We start from the raw sequence: 18907 nt of genomic DNA, 5'->3' as shown, positions 1-18907 counted from the left end.
CGCGTGCGGTGCACACCGCGGGCGGCGTCGCCGCAGGTCACGGGCGCACGGCAGCAGGACGTGTGTCCTACTCCACGCCGCGGAATCCTTGGTAGGTGAGCCTTACCTGAGTTAGGTTCACCTGGCGGCGCGCTCACGTGCCGCGTCCCCCGGACGAAGGCGGTGAACGGCGTGCGCGCGCGTGCCACCCTGCTCGCGACGGTGGCGGCGCTGGTCGTCACCCTCACCACCGGCTGCGCCGGCACCGCAGGCCCCGTCGCCGCCGCGGCCGACGGCGGACGCCGGCTGGCCGACGTCACCCCCGTCGACGACCCGCGGGCGGTCACCGGCCCGTCCACCGCCGTCGTCGCGGACGCCGCCGTCCGTCCCGTCGTCGAGGACCCCGAGCCGCAGCTGCCCGTCACCGTGACGGACGCGCAGGGCACCGCCGTCACGGTCACCGACGCCTCGCGCATCCTCGCGCTCGACGTCTACGGCACGCTCGCGCGCACGGTCTTCGAGCTGGGGCTCGGCGACCGCGTGGTCGGCCGGGACCTGTCGTCGGGCTTCGCGGAGATCGCCGACCGCCCGCTCGTCACGGCGGGGGGCCACGACCTGTCGGCCGAGGCGATCCTCGACCTGGCGCCGACCGTGATCGTCACCGACACCACGCTCGGTCCCTGGGACGTCGTGCTGCAGGTGCGCGAGGCCGGGGTCCCCGTGGTCGTCGTCGACTCGCACCGCGACGTGCACGGTGCGCCCGACCTCGTGCGGCAGGTCGCCGCCGGCCTCGGCGTCAGCGCCGCGGGCGAGCAGCTCGCGCAGCGCACGCAGACCGAGATCGACGCCAAGGTGGCGCAGGTCGCGCAGGTCGCGCCCGCGGACCCGGCCGACCGGTTGCGCATCGTCTTCCTCTACGTGCGCGGTCAGGCGGGGATCTACTACATGTTCGGCGAGGGGTCGGGCTCCGGTGCGCTCATCGAGGCGCTCGGTGGCGTCGACGTCGCGCACGAGATCGGCTGGCGCGGCATGCGACCCGTCAACGACGAGGGCCTGGTCGCGGCGTCGCCCGACGTCATCCTCATGATGACGGACGGCCTGACCTCCGTCGGCGGCGTCGACGGCCTGCTCGACCGCCTGCCCGCGATCGCCAGCACGCCCGCGGGTGAGCGTCGGCGGATCGTCGACATGGACGGTTCGCAGGTCCTCAGCTTCGGTCCGACCACGGCCGACGTGCTCGACGCCCTCGCGGTCGCGCTGTACGCGCCGGGGCAGCCGTGAGCGCGCCCGCCGGCGCCGTCGCCGCGCCGCAGCGGGGCACGGCCTGGCGCCGCAGCGCGCTGTTCGTCGGGCTGGCCGTGGCGCTCGTGGTCCTCGCGGTCGTCGCCGCGGGGACGGGCCAGCTGCGCGTGCCGCCGGCCGAGGTGCTCGGCTCGGTGCTGCACCGCCTGGGCCTGGACGTCGGGCCCCTGCCCGCGCACGAGCACGGCGAGCAGGCGCTGTGGACGATCCGCTTCCCCCGGGTCGTCATGGCGATGCTCGTGGGCGCGGCGCTGGCCACCGGCGGTGCCGTGCTGCAGGGCGTCTTCGGCAACCCGCTCGCCGACCCCGGTATCGTCGGGGTGTCCTCCGGTGCCGCCGTCGGTGCGTGCCTCGTCATCGTCACCGGGTGGGCGTTCGCCGGGCCGTGGACGATCGCGCTGCTCGCGTTCGTCGGTGGTCTGGCGGCCACGCTGCTGGTGTACCTGACCGCGCGGGGCGGAGGCCGCACCGAGGTCGTCACGCTCGTGCTCACGGGGGTCGCCGTCAACGCCGTCGGCGGAGCCGCGGTCGCGTTCCTGACCTTCCTGGGTGACACGCAGGCGCGCGAGCAGATCGTCTTCTGGCAGCTCGGGAGCCTCAACGGCACGCGCTGGGTGTACGTCGCCGTCGTTGCCCCTCTCGTCCTCGTCGGGCTCGTCGTCGCCGTCCTCATGAGCCACCGCCTCGACCTGCTCGCGCTCGGCGAGCGCCCGGCGCGGCACCTCGGTGTCGACGTCGAGCGGCTGCGCGTCGGTGCCGTGGTCGTCGTGGCCGTCCTCACGGCCGCCGCGGTGGCGTTCTGCGGCGTCATCGGGTTCGTCGGGCTCGTCGTCCCGCACCTCGTCCGGATGCTGGTGGGGCCGTCGCACGCCGTGCTCGTGCCGGCCTCGGCGCTCGGGGGAGCGGTGCTGCTCGTCGGCGCGGACCTCGTGGCGCGCACCGCCGTCCCCTACGCCGACCTGCCCATCGGGATGCTGACGGCGCTCGTGGGCGGTCCGTTCTTCTTCTGGCTGATCCGCCGGACCCGCCGATCGGCCGGGGGGTGGGCATGAGCGTCCTGCGCGCCGAGGGCGTCCGCGTCGCGTACGGCGCCCACACGGTGCTCGACGGCGTCGACCTCGAGGTCGCCGCCGGTGAGGTCGTCGCGCTGGTCGGGCCGAACGGCGCCGGCAAGTCGACGCTCCTGTCGGTGCTCGGCGGCGACCCGCGTCCCGACGCGGGGCGCGTCCTGCTCGACGGCGTCGAGCTGCAGGCGCAGGACCTGCGGCGGCTCGCCCGGCGGCGGGCGGTCATGCTGCAGGAGACGCGGCTGTCCTTCCCGTTCCGGGTCGAGGAGGTCGTGCACATGGGTCGGCACCCGTGGCGCGGCACGCCGCAGGAGGACGGCGACGACGCCGTGGTCGCCGCGGCCATGGCGGACGCGGACGTCGTCCACCTGGCGGCCCGCACGTTCCCCACGCTGTCCGGGGGCGAGAAGGCCCGCACGTCGTTCGCCCGGACCCTCGCCCAGCAGGCGCCCGTGCTGCTGCTCGACGAGCCCACGGCCGCGCTGGACGTCCGCCACCAGGAGGCGCTGCTCGCGCGCGTGCGGCACGCCGCGCAGGAGGGTGCCGCCGTCGTCGTCGTGCTGCACGACCTCACCCTCGCCGCGGCGTGGGCCGACCGCGTCGTCGTGCTCGCCGACGGGCGCGTCCGGGCGGACGGCGCACCGGCGGACGTCCTGACGTCGGACCTGCTCTCGGCCGTCTACCAGCACCCTGTCGACGTGTGGCGCCGACCTTCGGGCGTGCCCGGCGTGCCCGCCGACATCGTCGTCCTCCCCGTGCGCGCGCCCCGCGGTGCCACGCCCTCCGCCTTCACCGAGGAGACCCCATGACCCACGTCCTGCGTCGGCCGCGCCCGCGGCTGCGCCGTCGACGGCGTCCGTGACCGTCGACCGCGTCGACGGCCTGCCTGCCGGCGAGCCCACGTCCCTGCAGGTCACCGGGTCCGGCTTCCAGGTCGTCACCGGCGGCTTCGGCGGTCTGTACGTGCTGTTCGGGTGGGTCGACGACCCCGAGGGCGGCACGTGGCGGCCCAGCCAGGGCGGTGTGACGGGCACGGACCTGCGCTACGCCGTGGACGAGGCGGCGCGCGACAACGCGGGTCACCAGGTCTTCGTCGCGTTCCCCGGCTCGCAGACGGCGGTCGAGGCGAACGGCGGCACCCTCGGCGAGGACGGGTCGTTCAGCGCCACCGTCGCCGTCCCGGGTGCCCGGTTCGCCGCGCCGGACGCCGAGGGCGGCACGAGCGAGATCGACTGCCTGCAGGTCACCTGCGGCGTCCTGACGATCGGCGCCCACGGCGTCGAGAACGCCACCAACGAGACGTTCACCCCCGTGACCTTCGCGACCGACGACGCGCCCGCGACGCCGACGGCGGAGCCGTCCGCGACCGAGCAGGTCGAGCCCGCGGAGAGCCCGACCGCCGAACCGACGGTCGCTGCCGCGGTGGTGGACGGCGACGCCGACGGCTCGACCCTGCCGCCGGCGCTCGCCGCCGGGGGTGCGGTGCTGGTCGCGGCCGCCGGTGCCGTGTGGTGGCGTGCGCGACGTCGCGGCGCCGCCGCGTGACCCCCGCGACCTCCCTGACGCCGGCCGGGCCACGCGCCGCCGGCACCCGCTCGCACGTCCGTCCCCGAGAGAGGAACACGATGTACCCACGAAGGACGGTTCGCGCCGCGCGCGCGGCCACCGGAGCGCTCACCGCGCTCGTCCTGGCCGCCGGAGGCCTCGCCGCCGCCGCGCCCGCGTCGGCCGAGCCGAGCCCCGCACCGGCCCCTGCGGTGCAGGTGTCGCGGACGGAGCTGCCGGTCGAGGGCGTGACGACGGTGACGGTCGAGGGCACGGGCTTCCTGCCGTCGCTGGCGACCGGTGCGCGTCCGCCGCTGGCGGGTCGTGCGGCCGGTGCGTACGTCGTGTTCGGTGCGTTCCCCGAGGTGTGGCAGCCGTCGGTGGGTGCGTCGTCGGGCGCGCGGAAGGCCGCGGCGACGAGCTGGGCGGTCCCGGCGGACTCGATGGCCCTGATCGGTGGTCCGGCCGCGGGTGCGATCGAGCTGCGGGAGGACGGGTCGTTCACCGCGACGCTGCAGGTCGACAAGGCGGAGCTGGACGCGAAGTCGCCGGTGGCCGGTGCGCGGTACGGGATCTACACGTACGCGGGTTCGGGTGCTGCGGTGGCGGCGTACGAGACGTTCACGCCGCTGACGTTCGTCGAGCCCACCCCCGAGCCCACCCCCACCCCGGAGCCCACGCCGACGCCCGAGCCCACCCCCACCCCCACCCCCACCCCGACACCCGCCCCGGAGCAGCCCGCGGGCCCGACGGTGACGGTCGACCGCGTCCTGCGGACCGACGGCTCGCTCGACCTGACGGTGCGCGGCACGGGGTTCGGCGCGGGAGTCGCGGCGAACGGCCTGTACGTCGCGGTGGGCCCCAAGCTGGGCGACGCGTGGTACCTCGACGCCTCGACGTTCCAGGCCGCGACGTGGGTGAACCCGCGCGTGACGACCTCCGTGGGTGACATGGCACCGCTCGCCGCGGACGGCACCTTCGCGGTCCGGTTCACCGGCGTCCGCCCGGCCTACGCCAGCGACGGCGTCACGTACGACCACGCCACCACGCCGTTCCACGTCGTCACGATGGCGGCGCACGGCTCGAGCGACCGGTCGCTGGACACGAGTACGCCGCTGTCGTTCGACGGCCTGCCGCAGCTGCCCGCTGTGCCGCCGGCACCCACGCCGGCTCCGGCTGCGCCCGCGCCGCTGGTCGTCGAGGGGCTGACGTCCGGGACCGTCACCGCGGGCGGTGAGCTGAGCCTCACCGCCGGCGGATTCCGCCCGGGCGAGACGGGCATCCGGCTGGAGCTGCACTCCACCCCCGTCGTGCTCGCGCGCGGGCTGACCGCCGACGCCTCCGGCGTCGTGACCGTCCAGTTCACCGTTCCCGCGTCGACCCCCGCCGGGCGTCACACGCTCGTGCTCGTCGGTGCGGACCAGACGCTGCGGCAGTCGATCACGGTCACGGCCGCGCAGCCCCGGTGCGTCGCGCGCTCGGTCAGCGGGGCCACCCTGACGTGGGGCGTGCGGGACAGCTTCCGCACGTACGTCGCCGGCCCGGTGGCGCGCGGCACCGTCACGCCCTCCGGCGTGTCGGGCAGCGGGCCGTGGACGTGGTCCGGCGGCACCGGCCGCTTCAACGCCGACGCCCCGGCGGGCGCCGCCGCGTGGTCCGGACGCGTCGCGTTCTCGGGTCACGGCGGCACCCTGGCGCTGACGATCGCCGACCCGCGGGTGCAGGTCACCAGTGCCACGTCGGCCGTGCTCACCGCCACGGTCACCAACGGCGACGGCACGTCGCGCGTGACCCTCGCGACGCTCGCACTGTCCGCGGGGCAGCGGACCGTGGGTGACGGCCGGGTGGCGTACAGCGGCGTCCCGGCGACGCTCACGGCGGCCGGTGCGGCGGGCTTCGCAGGCTTCTACACGGCCGGCGAGGCGCTCGACCCGGTGTCGTTCACGCTGCCGCTCGGCGGGCAGGTGGAGTGCGACGCGAGCACGGGGCTCGCGACGACCGGTGCCGACGCGCTGTCGGGCGTCGGTGCGTCGGCCGCGTTCGTGCTGCTCGGGGCTCTCATGGTCGGCGTCGCGCGCCGGCGCCGGGGGACGACGACCGCCTGAGGTCAGGACGACTGACGGGGGTGGCGCCGCTCGGCGCCGCCCCCGTCCGTCGTCCGCCCGCGGACGCGAGGACCCCGGCGCGTCGAGCGCGCCGGGGCCCTGCGGGGCGCCGGGCTCAGCCGAGGTGCACGGCCGCGAGGTCGGCGAACACCGCCCGGTTGAGCCGGAAGGCGATGCGGGCCTCCTCGACGACCTCGTCGCGCTGCGCGGGCGTCAGGGGCAGGGCGTCGAGCCGGTCGCGGTACACGTCCTTGAACGGCTTGAGCTTGTGGATCTGGGGGAAGTCGTAGAACGACACGCCCGCGCCGCTCAGGCCGTGGTGGCGCTCGATCATGCGCTTGAGGATCTGGCCGCCGGACAGGTCCCCGAGGTAGCGCGTGTACGCGTGCGCGGCGTAACGGGGCAGGTCGTCGCCGACGGCCTCGAGACGCGCGACGTAGTCGGCGGTGGCGGGCAGCACCCGCACCTGGGCGCGCCACCCGTCGCCGAGCAGGTGCGCGAGGTCGGCCTCGATGGCGGGCACGCGGACCAGCTCGGGGAAGACGAGGTCCCCGTGCGTGCCGGCCGCGACCAGCCGGTCGCCGGCCGCCTCCAGCGCCCGGTACACGGCGTGCTGCTGGGCGGCGAGGTCGACGTACCCGGCCAGCGGGAGCGTGCCGCCCATGAGGTGCTCGACGAACGCGGACCGCTCGGCGTCCTCGTGGTCCTGCCGGGTGCCGGCGCGCAGGGCGGCCGACAGCGTGTCGACGACCTCGGGGGTGGTGGCGGTCATGGATCGGCTCCTGGTACGCGGCGTGGTGCCCGGACTTGCTGACACTCTGTCAGGACGCACCGTAGCCGAGGTGAGCCTCACCTAACAAGATCGCCGTCCAGGTCCGTGGCGTGTCCGCGACGCCCGGAGCGCGGACCTCCGGGACGGCGTCCGTCGCGTGCGCCCTATCCTGGGCCTCGACCGGCCCCGAAAGGCCGGTCGGACGCACGACCCCCACGACCTCCGGCGGCCGTCGGCCGCCCCGCTCGGAAGGCACCTGCGTGGCCCTCACCCCCGGCACCCACCCGCCCCTGCGCGTCGCCGTCCTCGGCTGCGGCGTCGTCGGGACGGAGGTGGTCCGCCGCCTGGTGACGGAGGCCGACGAGCTCGCCGCCCGCGTCGGTGCCCGGCTGGAGCTGGTCGGCGTCGCGGTCCGCTCGCTCGACGTCGAGCGCGACGCCGTCGTCGACCGGGCGCTGCTGACGACCGACGCCGAGTCCCTGGTCGCCGAGGCCGACGTGGTCGTCGAGCTCATGGGCGGCATCGAGCCCGCGCGCACCCTCGTGCTGCGGGCCGTCGAGCACGGCGCGTCGGTGGTCACCGCCAACAAGGCCCTGCTCGCGCAGGAGGGGCCCGCGCTGTACGACGCCGCCGACACCGCGGGCGTCGACCTGTACTTCGAGGCCGCCGTCGCCGGTGCCATCCCGATCGTCCGGCCGGTGCGCGAGTCGCTCGCGGGCGACACCGTGCAGCGGCTCCTCGGCATCGTCAACGGCACCACCAACTACGTGCTCGACTCGATGACCACCACCGGGCAGGGCCTGGACGAGGCGGTCGCCGAGGCGCAGGCCCTGGGCTACGCGGAGGCCGACCCGACAGCCGACGTCGAGGGCTACGACGCCGCCGCCAAGGCCGCGATCCTGGCGTCGCTCGCGTTCCACACGCGGGTCGCGCTGGACGACGTCGACCGCTCGGGCATCACGTCCCTCACGGCCGACGACGTCGCCTGGGCCGGGCGCACGGGGCACGTCCTCAAGCTGCTGGCCGTGGCCGAGCGCGCCCGCACCGCGGAGGGTCGCGACGGGGTGCTGGTCCGCGTGCGTCCCACGCTCGTGCCCGAGGGTCACCCGCTCGCCGGGGTCCGGCAGGCGTTCAACGCCGTCTTCGTGGAGGCCGAGGCCGCGGGCGAGCTCATGTTCTACGGCCGCGGTGCGGGCGGTGCGCCCACGGCCTCGGCCGTCCTCGGCGACCTCGTCTCCGTGGCGCGGCACCGCGTGCTGGGCGGCAAGGGGCCCGTCGAGTCCTCGCACGCGGACCTGCCCGTGCTCGACGGCGGCGAGGCCCGCTCGCGGTACCAGGTCCGCCTCGAGGTCGACGACCGCCCGGGCGTGCTCGCCCGGGTCGCGGCCGAGCTCGCGGCGCAGGACGTCTCCATCGAGTCGGTGCGCCAGACGCTGCAGGCCACGGCCGGCGACGCGGCGGCCACGCTCGTCATCACGACCCACACCGCACCGGAGCGTGCGCTGCGCTCGACCGTCGACGCGGTCGCCGCGCTGGACGTCGTGCGCGCCGTCGTGTCCGTGCTGCCGGTGCTCTGAACACCCCACCCCACCCACCCGAGGAATCGCATCCCATGGCCCACCAGTGGCGCGGCGTCATCGCCGAGTACGCCGACCGCCTGCCCGAGCACGTCCAGCAGCGCATCGTCACGCTGGGGGAGGGCGGCACGCCGCTCGTGCCCGCACCCGCGCTGTCGCGGCTCACGGGCGCCGACGTGCACGTCAAGGTCGAGGGCATGAACCCGACCGGCTCCTTCAAGGACCGGGGCATGACCACGGCGATCTCCGCCGCGGCCGCGCGGGGCGCGCAGGCGGTGGTGTGCGCGTCCACGGGCAACACCTCGGCGTCCGCCGCGGCGTACGCGACCCGTGCGGGCATGGTCTGCGCCGTCCTCGTGCCGGACGGCAAGATCGCGATGGGCAAGCTCAGCCAGGCGATCGCGCACGGCGCCCGGCTGCTGCAGGTCGACGGCAACTTCGACGCCTGCCTGATCGCCGCCCGCAAGCTCGCCGAGGCGTACCCGGTCGAGCTCGTCAACTCGGTGAACCCCGACCGCATCGAGGGCCAGAAGACCGCCGCGTTCGAGATCGTCGACGCGCTGGGCGACGCCCCCGACATCCACTGCCTGCCGGTCGGCAACGCCGGCAACATCACGGCGTACTGGCGGGGCTACCGCGAGTACGCGGGCCTCGACGCGGGCGCGGCCCTCCCGGCCGTCGCCGGCCGCACCCCGGCGATGTGGGGCTTCCAGGCCGCGGGCGCCGCCCCGATCGTGCTGGGTCACCCCGTCGACGCCCCCGAGACGATCGCGACCGCGATCCGCATCGGCAACCCCGCGTCGTGGCAGCAGGCCGAGGAGGCACGCGACGTGTCGGGCGGTGTCATCGAGTCCGTCACGGATGAGCAGATCCTCGCCGCGCACCGCGTGCTGTCGGCCGAGGTCGGGGTGTTCGTCGAGCCCGCGTCGGCCGCGGGCGTCGCCGGGCTGCTCGCGCGCGCCGAGCGCGGTCTGGTCCCGGCCGGTGCGCGCGTGGTCGTCACGGTGACCGGCCACGGTCTGAAGGACCCGCAGTGGGCGCTGCGCACCGCGGACGGTGACGAGGTGCAGCCCGTGCGCGTGTCGGCGGACGTCGTGTCCATCGCCGACGCGCTCGGTCTGGGCTGAGCGTCGTGCGGCTGCGCGCGGCGCACGTGCGGGTCCGGGTCCCCGCCACCTCCGCCAACCTCGGTCCGGGCTTCGACGCGCTCGGGCTCGCCCTGGGCCTGCACGACGAGCTCGAGGTGCGCGCCCTCGGTACCCCGGGCGTGCGCGTCGAGGTCGAGGGCGAGGGTGCCGGGACGGTCCCGGACGACGAGACGCACCTGGTGGTCCGGGCGCTGCGGGCCGCGCTCGACCACGTCGGCGCGCCGCAGACCGGCCTGCACCTGGTGTGCCACAACCGGGTGCCGCACGGCCGCGGGCTCGGTTCGTCGGCCGCGGCGGTCGTGGCCGGCGTGCTGGCGGCCCGCGGGCTCGTCGCCGACCCGGACGCGCTCGACGACGACGTGGCGCTCGCGCTGGCCACGGGCCTCGAGGGGCACCCCGACAACGCGGCGCCCGCGCTGCTGGGTGGGCTCACGGTCGCGTGGGCCGACGACGCCGACGACGCGTCGGTCCCGCGGGTGCACGCGGCGCGCCTGGCCGTCCACCCCGACGTCGCGCCCGTGGCGATCGTCCCGCCCGGGCACCTCTCGACCCGTGCGGCGCGCGGGGTGCTGCCGGCGCAGGTGCCGCACGTGGACGCCGCCTGGCAGGCCGGCCGCTCGGCGCTGCTGGTCGAGGCGCTCGGCAAGCGGCCGGACCTGCTGCTGCCGGCGACGGGCGACCGGCTGCACCAGGAGTACCGGCGCCAGGTGATGCCCGCGTCCCTCGCGCTCGTCGACGCGCTGCGCGCGCAGGGCGTCGCCGCTGTCGTCTCCGGTGCCGGCCCGACGGTGCTGGCGCTCGCGCGGCGCGTCGGGGACGGCGCGACCGACGCCGACGCTGCGGTGTCGGCCGCGTTCGGTGGCGTCATGGCGGGGTGGCGCGTGCTGCCGCTGCCGGTCGACACGCGGGGTGCGTCGGTCGTCACGCTGCTGGACTGAGGGCGGGGGCGGCGGGGACGCGCGCGGGTGAACGCCGCCGGACCCGGCCCGGGGGCGGTGTGCCCGGTGCTACGCTTTCTCCCGTTCCCCGGACCTCGTCCTCCGGCCCCCTGTGGATCCTGTCGGTGACTCGGCGTGGACCGCCCACGGTCCTCGACTCCCCGTCCACCTCCTGGAACCCCGCCGGACGGTCCATCGAGTCGACGACGAGGGGAACATCCAGCCCGCGCGAGCAGACGTCGTCGTACGCAGCGCGCGTGGCACCGCTCCGCCTGGTCTTGCACGACCGGGCGCAGGCCTCCTCCCGGGCGGACCGGGTGGGCCCCGACGAGGGGGAAGGATCCTTCGTGACAGACACCATCGACGCCGCCGCGGCCACCGCGGGCGGCTCGGGTTCCGGCAGCATCTCCGCGATGCGCCTGCCGGAGCTCCAGGCCCTGGCAGCACAGCTCGGCGTGAAGGGCACGAGCAAGATGCGCAAGGGCGACCTGGTGCAGGCGATCTCCGCCGCGCGCTCCGGTGAGCGCCCGCAGGCCGCGGAGCCCCGTGCGACGACGCGCCGGGCGCAGGCCGTCGCGCAGGAGGCCCCCGTGACGTCGGAGCCCGCGCCGCAGCGCGCGGAGCCGTCCGTGCCCGTGGACGTGCCGGCCGTCGACCTGGCGCCCGTGGAGCGGCCGGCACGTGCCCGGCAGCGCACCGGGGGCCGGGACGCGCTCGCCGGGCTGGAGGCCGCGCTCGACGCGCGCCTGACCCCGCCGGAGCAGCGCGAGGAGCGCGGGTCGCGCGCGGAGGGCGCCGGCGAGCGCCGGTCCCGCCGGGCCGGACGCGGGGCGGGTGCGCCCGTCGCGGTCGAGCCCGCGGACGACGCCCCGGTCGAGCGGCAGCGCGCCGAGCGTCGCCCCGACGACCGCGTGCGGGACGAGCGGCAGGACGACCGTGCGGCGGACCGTCAGCGCGGCGACCGGCAGCGGGACGACCGGTCGGCGGGGGACCGCCAGCAGGCGGAGCGCGCCTCGGCCGACCGCCAGCAGGCCGACCGTCAGCAGGCCGACCGTCAGCAGGCCGACCGTCAGCAGGCCGACCGTCAGGGCGGCGACGACCGGCAGGACGACGAGGAGCGCGGCGGCCGGCGCCGCCGGTCGCGCGACCGGTTCCGTGATCGCGACCGTGACCGCAAGCGCGGTCGCACGGGCCGCGGCACCCAGGGCGACCTGGGCGGCCTCGACGAGATCGAGGTCACCGAGGACGACGTCCTGGTGCCCGTCGCGGGCATCCTCGACGTGCTGGACTCCTACGCCTTCGTGCGGACGACCGGCTACCTGCCCGGGCCGAACGACGTGTACGTGTCGCTCAACCAGGTCAAGAAGCACGGCCTGCGCCGCGGCGACGCGATCACCGGCGCGGTCCGGCAGCCGCGTGAGGGTGAGCAGGCGCCGCAGGGCGGCCGACCCAACAAGTTCAACGCGCTGGTCCGGCTCGACACGGTCAACGGCATGGACCCCGAGGTGGCGCGCCAGCGTCCCGAGTTCACCAAGCTGACGCCGCTGTACCCGCAGGAGCGGCTGCGTCTGGAGACCGAGCCCGGTCGCCTGACGCCGCGCGTCATCGACATCGTCGCGCCCATCGGCAAGGGCCAGCGCGGCCTCATCGTCGCGCCGCCCAAGGCCGGCAAGACGATCGTCATGCAGCAGATCGCCAACGCGATCTCCGCGAACAACCCCGAGGTCCACCTCATGGTCGTGCTCGTCGACGAGCGCCCCGAGGAGGTCACGGACATGGAGCGGACGGTCAAGGGCGAGGTCATCGCCTCGACGTTCGACCGCCCCGCGTCGGACCACACGATCGTCGCGGAGCTGGCCATCGAGCGGGCCAAGCGGCTCGTCGAGCTGGGTCAGGACGTCGTCGTGCTGCTCGACTCGCTCACCCGCCTGTCGCGGGCGTACAACCTCGCGGCGCCCGCGTCGGGTCGCATCCTGTCCGGTGGGGTGGACGCCTCGGCGCTCTACCCGCCGAAGCGGTTCTTCGGTGCCGCACGCAACATCGAGAACGGTGGCTCCCTGACCATCCTGGCCTCCGCGCTGGTGGAGACGGGCTCGAAGATGGACGAGGTCATCTTCGAGGAGTTCAAGGGCACCGGGAACATGGAGCTGCGGCTGTCGCGCTCGCTCGCGGACAAGCGCATCTTCCCGGCGGTGGACGTCAACGCGTCCGGCACCCGCCGCGAGGAGGTGCTCATGAGCAACGACGAGCTGAAGATCGTCTACAAGCTGCGTCGCGTGCTCGGTGCGCTCGACCAGCAGCAGGCGATCGAGCTGCTGCTCGGCAAGCTGCGTGAGACGAAGTCGAACGTCGAGTTCCTGCTGCAGGTGCAGAAGACGACGCCGGGCCACAACGGCCCCACCCTCGAGGAGGGCGTCAGCCGCACGGTCGTGTGACCGGCGACCGTCGCCGGACGGCCCCGCACCCCCGAGGTGCGGAGCCGTCCGCGTCCCGTCCCGTCGTGCCAGCTGGATCGACCTGCGACCCCGGACGCTGCCCGTCGGGGCGTCGGGGCGTCGGGGCGTCGGGGCGTCGGGGCGTCGGGGCGTTGCGGCGGTGGTCGGGCCGTCCCGGGGACGCGCTGGTCACCTGGTACCGGGAGGCCGCCGCCCAGGGGCGGAACACCCGCGGCGCGGCCTCCTGACGGCACCGCGGACGGCTGCCGGGTGCCGCGTCCGGGAAGTTTTCGCGCTCGCCCACGGTTCTGGCACAATGGTCCGTCGGTCTGCGGTTCACCGGCGCGGGACGCGCGTCCGGACCCGGAGACAAACCCCAAGGAGAACTCCCGTGAAGTCTGGCATCCACCCGGAGTACGTGGTCACCGAGGTCACGTGCACCTGCGGCAGCTCGTTCGTCACGCGCTCGACGGTGACGAGCGGCAAGATCCACGCCGACGTCTGCAGCGCCTGCCACCCGTTCTACACGGGCAAGCAGAAGATCCTCGACACCGGTGGCCGCGTGGCCCGGTTCGAGGCCCGTTACGGCAAGAAGTCGGCCAACTAGCTCCTCCGCAGCGCCGGTGCACCCGGCGGACGACGGCCCTCCATGGTCGTGTCCGCCGGCGCACCGGCGCTGTCGCTTTGCGCGCGCCCGTCCGGTGCGCGCGCCGGGGGCCGGTCGCAGTGGGAAGGCAGCACGTGGAGCAGCTCGACGCCGTGGAGGCGATGCTCGCGGAGCACGCCCAGATCGAGCGGGACCTGTCGGACCCCGCCGTGCACGCCGACGCCGCCCGTGCCCGGCGGCTCGGACGCCGGTACGCCGAGCTGGGGCGCGTCGTGCAGGCCTACCGCCAGTGGCGCGCCGCGGCCGACGACGCCCAGGCGGCCGGCGAGCTGGCCGCCGAGGACCCGGCGTTCGCCACCGAGGTGCCCGCCCTGCAGGCGGCGGCCGACGAGGCTGCGGAGCGGCTCCACCGCGTCCTGGTCCCGCGGGACCCCGACGACGGCCGTGACGTCATCCTCGAGATCAAGGCGGGGGAGGGCGGCGAGGAGTCCGCCCTGTTCGCCGGTGACCTGCTGCGGATGTACACCCGGTACGCCGAGCGGCAGGGCTGGAGCGTGCAGGTCCTCGACGCCACGCCCTCGGACCTGGGCGGCGTGAAGGACGCGCAGGTCGCGGTCAAGGCCCGCACCGCCGGCCCGCCGGAGGACGGCGTCTGGGCGCACCTGAAGTACGAGGGCGGGGTGCACCGCGTGCAGCGGGTGCCCGTCACGGAGTCCCAGGGCCGCATCCACACGTCGGCCGCGGGCGTCATGGTCTTCCCCGAGGCCGACGACGAGGGCGACGTCGACATCGACCCGAACGACCTGCGCATCGACGTCTACCGGTCGTCCGGGCCGGGCGGGCAGTCCGTCAACACCACGGACTCCGCGGTGCGGATCACCCACCTGCCCACGGGCATCGTCGTGTCGATGCAGAACGAGAAGTCGCAGCTGCAGAACCGTGAGCAGGCGCTGCGGGTGCTGCGGGCCCGGCTGCTCGCGGCCCGTCAGGAGGAGGCGGCCGCGGCGGCGAGCGAGGCGCGCCGCTCGCAGGTGCGCACCGTGGACCGCTCGGAGCGGATCCGGACCTACAACTTCCCGGAGAACCGGATCGCGGACCACCGCACCGGCTACAAGTCGTACAACCTCGACCAGGTGCTGGACGGTGACCTGGGTGCGGTGATCGCCTCGGCGGTCGAGGCCGACGAGGCGGCCCGCCTGGCCGCGGCCGGCGGGGGAGCGGCGTGACGGGCGCGACCCGGGGCGCCGACGCAGCACCGCAGGGTGCCGCGTCCCGCGACGCGACGCCCGGCCTGCGCGCGTACGTCGACGGCGCGACGGCGGTGCTCGCCGAGGCCGGTGTGCCGTCCGCGCGGCACGACGCGCTGGCGCTGGCCGCCCACGTGCTCGGCCTGCCGCGCGTCGAGCTGGTGCTGCCCCCGCCGCTGCCGGCCGGGTTCGCGCGCGACTACGCCGCCGTGGTCGAGCGCCGCCGCGGGCGCGAGCCGCTGCAGCACATCGTGGGCAGCACGGTCTTCCGCTACGTCACGCTGCGGGTCGCGCCCGGCGTCTTCGTGCCGCGTCCCGAGACCGAGACGGTCGCGCAGCTCGCCGTCGACGAGGCCGCGGCCCTGGCGGCCGAGGGCCGGCAGCCCCTCGTCGTGGACCTGTGCACGGGGACCGGTGCGATCGCCGTGTCGGTGGCGACGGAGGTCCCCGCTTCCCGCGTGGTCGCGGTCGACCTGTCCGCCGACGCGGTCGCCCTCGCCGGTGCCAACGCCCGCGCCGCGGGCGCCGACGACCTGCGCGTGCTGGCCGGTGACGTGCGGGACCCGGGGCTGCTGGCGGAGCACGACGGAGCCGTGGACGTTCTGGTGTCGAACCCGCCGTACATCCCGCCGGACGCGGTCCCGCTGGACCCCGAGGTGCGCGACCACGACCCGGACCTCGCCCTGTACGGCGGCGGGTCCGACGGCCTCGACGTGCCGCGTGCGGTCGTCGCGGCCGCGGCCCGGCTGCTCGCGCCGGGGGGCCTGCTCGTCATGGAGCACGCCGAGGTGCAGGGTCCCGCCGCGCGCGCCGCCGCGCAGGCCACCGGGGTCTTCGAGGACGTACGGACCGTGGCCGACCTCACCGGGCGCCCGCGCACGCTCGTGGCACGGCGGGTCGGGCCCGCGGTCGTGGGAGACTCGCCCGCGTGAGCCTCATCCGGATCAAGGACGCGACCGACCCCGCGACCTGGGGCCCCGCGATCGACGAGGCGGTCAACGCCGTCGGCCGCGGTGAGCTGGTCGTCCTGCCCACCGACACCGTCTACGGCATCGGCGCCGACGCGTTCGCGCCGCGCGCCGTGCAGGCCCTGCTCGACGCCAAGGGGCGCGGCCGCCAGATGCCCCCGCCGGTCCTCATCCCCGACGTGCGGACGCTCGACGGCCTGGCCACCGACGTGCCGGACGGGGTGCGTGCGCTGGCCGAGGCGTTCTGGCCCGGCGGCCTCACCGTGATCCTGCGCGCCCAGCCGTCGCTGGCGTGGGACCTGGGGGAGACCAACGGCACCGTCGCGCTGCGGATGCCCGACCACCCGGTCGCGCTCGCGCTGCTGCGTCGCACGGGACCGCTGGCCGTGTCCAGCGCCAACCTCACCGGCCGCCCGGCCGCCACCACGGCGGCCGAGGCGTACCGCCAGCTGGGCGCCAAGGTCCCCGTGTTCCTCGACGGCGGCACCAGCCCCGGCGGGGTGGCGTCCACCATCGTCGACGCGACCGGTGACGCGCTGCGCATCGTGCGCCTCGGGGCGCTGGACGTCGCGACGCTCGCCGCGGTCGCCCCCGTCATGGCACCCCCGCCGCCCGAGCGCCCGGGCACGGCCACGGACGGTCCCACCGGCACGGACGGTCCCACCGCCGCCCCGGAGGCCCCCGCACCGTGAGGGTCTACCTGCTCATCATGGTCATCGCGGCCGTGGTCACGTACCTCACGACGCCGCTCGCACGCTGGTGCGCGCTGCGGTGGGGTGCGATCACGGCGGTGCGCGACCGTGACGTGCACGCGATCCCCACCCCGCGGCTGGGGGGCATGGCGATGTTCGCCGGGCTGCTGGTGGCGCTGCTGATGGGATCCCGGCTGCCGTTCCTCGAACCGGTGTACGCCAACCCCCGGCCGATCTTCGGGGTCGTCGGCGGCGCGGCCCTGGTGTGCGCGCTGGGGGTCGCCGACGACATCTGGGACCTGGACTGGCTGACCAAGCTCATGGGCCAGGTGCTGGCCGCCGGGTTCCTCGCCTGGCAGGGCGTCCTGCTCTACCAGCTGCCGATCGGCGGGGTGCTGACCGGGTCGTCGCGCATGGCGTTCTTCGTCACCGTCGTCTCCGTGATCGTCGCCATGAACGCCGTCAACTTCGTCGACGGGCTGGACGGTCTCGCGGCGGGTGTGCTGGCGATCGGCGGCGTGGCCTTCTTCCTCTACGCGTACCTGCTGACCGTCGACACCAGCAGGGACGACTACTCCAACCTGGCGGCGCTGGTGGTCGCGGCCCTCGTGGGCGTCTGCCTCGGCTTCCTGCCTCACAACCTGTACCCGGCGCGCATCTTCATGGGCGACTCGGGGTCGATGCTGCTCGGCTTCGTGATGGCCGCCGCCGCGATCGTCGTGACGGGGCAGATCGACCCCGCCGCGGTGGTCGACCGCGTGCAGTTCCCGGCCTACGTGCCGATCCTGCTGCCCGTCGCGGTGCTGGTGCTGCCGCTGCTCGACATGGGACTGGCGATCGTGCGGCGCGTCCTCAAGGGGAAGAGCCCGTTCCACCCCGACCGCCTGCACCTGCACCACCGGCTCCTGGCGCTGGGGCACAGCCACCGGCGTGCGGTGCTCATCATGTACATCTGGACGGCCGTGCTCGCCTTCGGCGTCGCCGCCCTCGCCGTCCTGTCGACCACCACCGTGATCGTCGCCACCGGCGTCGGCGTGGTGGTGGCGACGGCCCTGACCCTCGGCCCGCTGCGCGGGCGCACCCCGGAGCCCGTGGAGGCCCAGCCATGACGACCAGCAACTCCGCCACACCCCCGTCGGACCCGACCGCGGCGGTGTTCCGCCGTGCGCTGCGCGACACCGGCCTGCTGCTCGGCGGGCTCGCGGTCGTCGGTCTGGGTGCCGGTGCGCTGCTGGCCGGTACGCCCGGCGTGTGGGGCGCGCTGATCGGCGTCGGCCTCGCGCTGGTGTTCTCGGGGACCACGGTCGTCGCGATGCTGCGGACGCTGCACTCCCCGCCGGCCACGATGGCGGCCGTCGTCATGGGCACCTGGCTCGCCAAGGTGCTCGTCGTGGTGGTCGTCCTCGCGCTGCTGCGCGACCACGACTTCTACTCCCGCGGTGTGCTCGCCGCGGTGCTGGCGCTGGGCGTCGTGGGGGCCGCCGTGCTCGACTTCCGGGCGGTCCAGACGGGCCGTGTTCCCTACGTGGAGCCCGACGCCCCGGCACGGTGACCTGCGTCACCACATCGAGCGTCCCTGCAGGCCGGACCTAGGTCATGCATGGGTTAGGCTTCCACCATCCACGACGGCCAGGTGCTGCTGGTGTGCCCGCGACGAGGCGGCACCGGCCATCACGACCACAGGAGACCGCCCTGTCCAGCATCGCGACGATCCTGCCGCTCGCCGCGGACGAGAACGTCTTCCACACGCCCTCGATCGCGGACTTCTTCCCCCCGGCCATCCTGTTCGAAGGCACGATCTTCGAGTTCAACAGGATGCAGCTGGTGCGGGTCGTGGCCGTGGTCGTTCTGCTGACGATCATGATCGTCGCCGCCCGCAAGGCGCGGCTGGTGCCGAGCCGCGGGCAGAACGTGATCGAGCTGCTGCTCGACTTCGTCCGCGTCAACGTCGCCGAGGACATCATCGGCAAGGAGAAGGCGCACAAGTACGTCGCCTTCCTGACCACGGTGTTCTTCGCGATCCTCGCGTTCAACATCACGGGGATCATCCCCGGGCTGAACATCGCCGGGAGCTCGCTGATCGGCCTGCCGATCATGCTCGCCCTGTGGGTGTACGTCATGTACCTCGGTGCGGGGATCCGGGCCCACGGGTTCGGCGGCTTCCTCAAGGTCAGCCTGTTCCCTCCGGGTGTCCCGCCGTTCCTCTACGTCCTGCTGACGCCGGTGGAGTTCCTCACGGTCTTCATCCTGCGACCGGTGACGCTGGCCATCCGACTCATGGCGAACATGGTCGCCGGCCACCTCATGCTCGTGCTCTGCTTCGCGGCCACGGACTACTTCGTCCGCTCCATGTCGGGCATGACCCTGTTCGCCGTCCCGAGCCTGCTCGGTGGTTTCGCCATCACCCTGTTCGAGGTGTTCGTCTCGGCGCTGCAGGCCTACATCTTCGTCGTCCTGGCGGCTGTGTACATCAGCCTGTCGATCTCGGACGAGCACTGACACCACGCCCCGCGGGCGCGTGGTCC

17 protein-coding genes are annotated in these 18907 nt (G+C 75.1%); 16 read left to right on the top strand and 1 reads right to left on the bottom strand.

The annotated features are described in order from the left end of the window. Positions 1-171 precede the first annotated feature (171 nt). From BMZ16_RS17935 to BMZ16_RS17910, 5 genes are all read left to right on the top strand, one after another. Entirely contained in the window at positions 172-1260 is a 1089-nt protein-coding gene (locus BMZ16_RS17935) for a heme/hemin ABC transporter substrate-binding protein (protein WP_255366796.1), read from the top strand. Next, positions 1257-2333 (top strand): FecCD family ABC transporter permease, encoded by a 1077-nt coding sequence (locus tag BMZ16_RS17930; protein ID WP_089803077.1) that lies wholly within the window; start codon positions 1257-1259, stop codon positions 2331-2333. The genes BMZ16_RS17935 and BMZ16_RS17930 overlap by 4 nt, the downstream gene beginning before the upstream one ends. Then, positions 2330-3157, top strand: a complete 828-nt coding sequence (locus BMZ16_RS17925; RefSeq protein WP_089803198.1) for a heme ABC transporter ATP-binding protein — start codon at positions 2330-2332, stop codon at positions 3155-3157. Before BMZ16_RS17930 ends, BMZ16_RS17925 begins: the two co-directional genes overlap by 4 nt. A gap of 49 nt (positions 3158-3206) precedes the next feature. Then, positions 3207-3893 (top strand): hypothetical protein, encoded by a 687-nt coding sequence (locus BMZ16_RS17920; protein WP_089803075.1) that lies wholly within the window; start codon positions 3207-3209, stop codon positions 3891-3893. Between the two features lie 80 nt (positions 3894-3973). After that, positions 3974-5998: an HtaA domain-containing protein gene (locus tag BMZ16_RS17910; RefSeq protein WP_177199774.1), complete on the top strand. Its 2025-nt coding sequence runs from the start codon at positions 3974-3976 to the stop codon at positions 5996-5998. 115 nt (positions 5999-6113) lie between these two features. On the opposite strand, the gene BMZ16_RS17905 is transcribed toward BMZ16_RS17910, so the two are convergent. Beyond that, a complete protein-coding gene (locus BMZ16_RS17905) occupies positions 6114-6770 on the bottom strand; it encodes a biliverdin-producing heme oxygenase (protein WP_089803070.1) in 657 nt (218 codons plus the stop codon). A gap of 260 nt (positions 6771-7030) precedes the next feature. Between BMZ16_RS17905 and BMZ16_RS17900 the strand changes: the two genes are divergently transcribed. From BMZ16_RS17900 to atpB, 11 genes are all read left to right on the top strand, one after another. Continuing rightward, positions 7031-8347 carry a homoserine dehydrogenase gene (locus BMZ16_RS17900; RefSeq protein WP_089803068.1) on the top strand — a complete coding sequence of 439 codons (1317 nt, stop codon included), beginning with the start codon at positions 7031-7033 and terminating at the stop codon, positions 8345-8347. A gap of 35 nt (positions 8348-8382) precedes the next feature. Further along, complete coding sequence (gene thrC / locus BMZ16_RS17895) at positions 8383-9474, top strand: threonine synthase (protein ID WP_089803066.1); 1092 nt, start codon at positions 8383-8385, stop codon at positions 9472-9474. Between the two features lie 5 nt (positions 9475-9479). Continuing rightward, positions 9480-10433 (top strand): homoserine kinase, encoded by a 954-nt coding sequence (thrB, locus tag BMZ16_RS17890; protein ID WP_089803063.1) that lies wholly within the window; start codon positions 9480-9482, stop codon positions 10431-10433. 347 nt (positions 10434-10780) lie between these two features. Next, positions 10781-12868, top strand: coding sequence for a transcription termination factor Rho (rho, locus tag BMZ16_RS17885; protein ID WP_089803197.1), 2088 nt, complete (start codon positions 10781-10783; stop codon positions 12866-12868). Between the two features lie 391 nt (positions 12869-13259). Next, positions 13260-13475: a 50S ribosomal protein L31 gene (gene rpmE / locus BMZ16_RS17880; protein WP_089803061.1), complete on the top strand. Its 216-nt coding sequence runs from the start codon at positions 13260-13262 to the stop codon at positions 13473-13475. Positions 13476-13636: 161 nt separating this feature from the next. Then, on the top strand, positions 13637-14701 hold the full coding sequence (gene prfA / locus BMZ16_RS17875) for a peptide chain release factor 1 (protein WP_089803195.1): 1065 nt from the start codon (positions 13637-13639) through the stop codon (positions 14699-14701). Next, complete coding sequence (gene prmC, locus BMZ16_RS17870) at positions 14698-15654, top strand: peptide chain release factor N(5)-glutamine methyltransferase (RefSeq protein WP_255366795.1); 957 nt, start codon at positions 14698-14700, stop codon at positions 15652-15654. Before prfA ends, prmC begins: the two co-directional genes overlap by 4 nt. Next, a complete protein-coding gene (locus tag BMZ16_RS17865; protein ID WP_255366794.1) occupies positions 15651-16382 on the top strand; it encodes an L-threonylcarbamoyladenylate synthase in 732 nt (243 codons plus the stop codon). Before prmC ends, BMZ16_RS17865 begins: the two co-directional genes overlap by 4 nt. Continuing rightward, positions 16379-17491, top strand: coding sequence for an MraY family glycosyltransferase (locus BMZ16_RS17860; RefSeq protein WP_089803059.1), 1113 nt, complete (start codon positions 16379-16381; stop codon positions 17489-17491). The genes BMZ16_RS17865 and BMZ16_RS17860 overlap by 4 nt, the downstream gene beginning before the upstream one ends. Further along, the gene (locus tag BMZ16_RS17855; protein ID WP_089803056.1) at positions 17488-17934 is read left to right on the top strand and encodes a hypothetical protein; all 447 of its coding nucleotides are present in this window, start codon (positions 17488-17490) and stop codon (positions 17932-17934) included. Before BMZ16_RS17860 ends, BMZ16_RS17855 begins: the two co-directional genes overlap by 4 nt. Positions 17935-18095: 161 nt before the next feature. Continuing rightward, positions 18096-18881 (top strand): F0F1 ATP synthase subunit A, encoded by a 786-nt coding sequence (atpB, locus tag BMZ16_RS17850; RefSeq protein ID WP_089803191.1) that lies wholly within the window; start codon positions 18096-18098, stop codon positions 18879-18881. Positions 18882-18907: the final 26 nt, after the last annotated feature.

This window comes from Cellulomonas sp. KH9 (genome assembly GCF_900114185.1).
In the GTDB taxonomy this organism is placed as follows: Bacteria; Actinomycetota; Actinomycetes; order Actinomycetales; family Cellulomonadaceae; genus Cellulomonas.
This window is presented reverse-complemented; position numbering and strand designations above follow the sequence as displayed.

Coding starts and splice junctions, on each gene's coding strand:
- thrC (WP_089803066.1), top strand. CDS start 8,383: ATGGCCCACCAGTGGCGCGGCGTCATCGCCGAGTACGCCGACCGCCTG.
- BMZ16_RS17905 (WP_089803070.1), bottom strand. CDS start 6,770: ATGACCGCCACCACCCCCGAGGTCGTCGACACGCTGTCGGCCGCCCTG.
- BMZ16_RS17925 (WP_089803198.1), top strand. CDS start 2,330: ATGAGCGTCCTGCGCGCCGAGGGCGTCCGCGTCGCGTACGGCGCCCAC.
- BMZ16_RS17910 (WP_177199774.1), top strand. CDS start 3,974: ATGTACCCACGAAGGACGGTTCGCGCCGCGCGCGCGGCCACCGGAGCG.
- BMZ16_RS17855 (WP_089803056.1), top strand. CDS start 17,488: ATGACGACCAGCAACTCCGCCACACCCCCGTCGGACCCGACCGCGGCG.
- prfA (WP_089803195.1), top strand. CDS start 13,637: ATGCTCGCGGAGCACGCCCAGATCGAGCGGGACCTGTCGGACCCCGCC.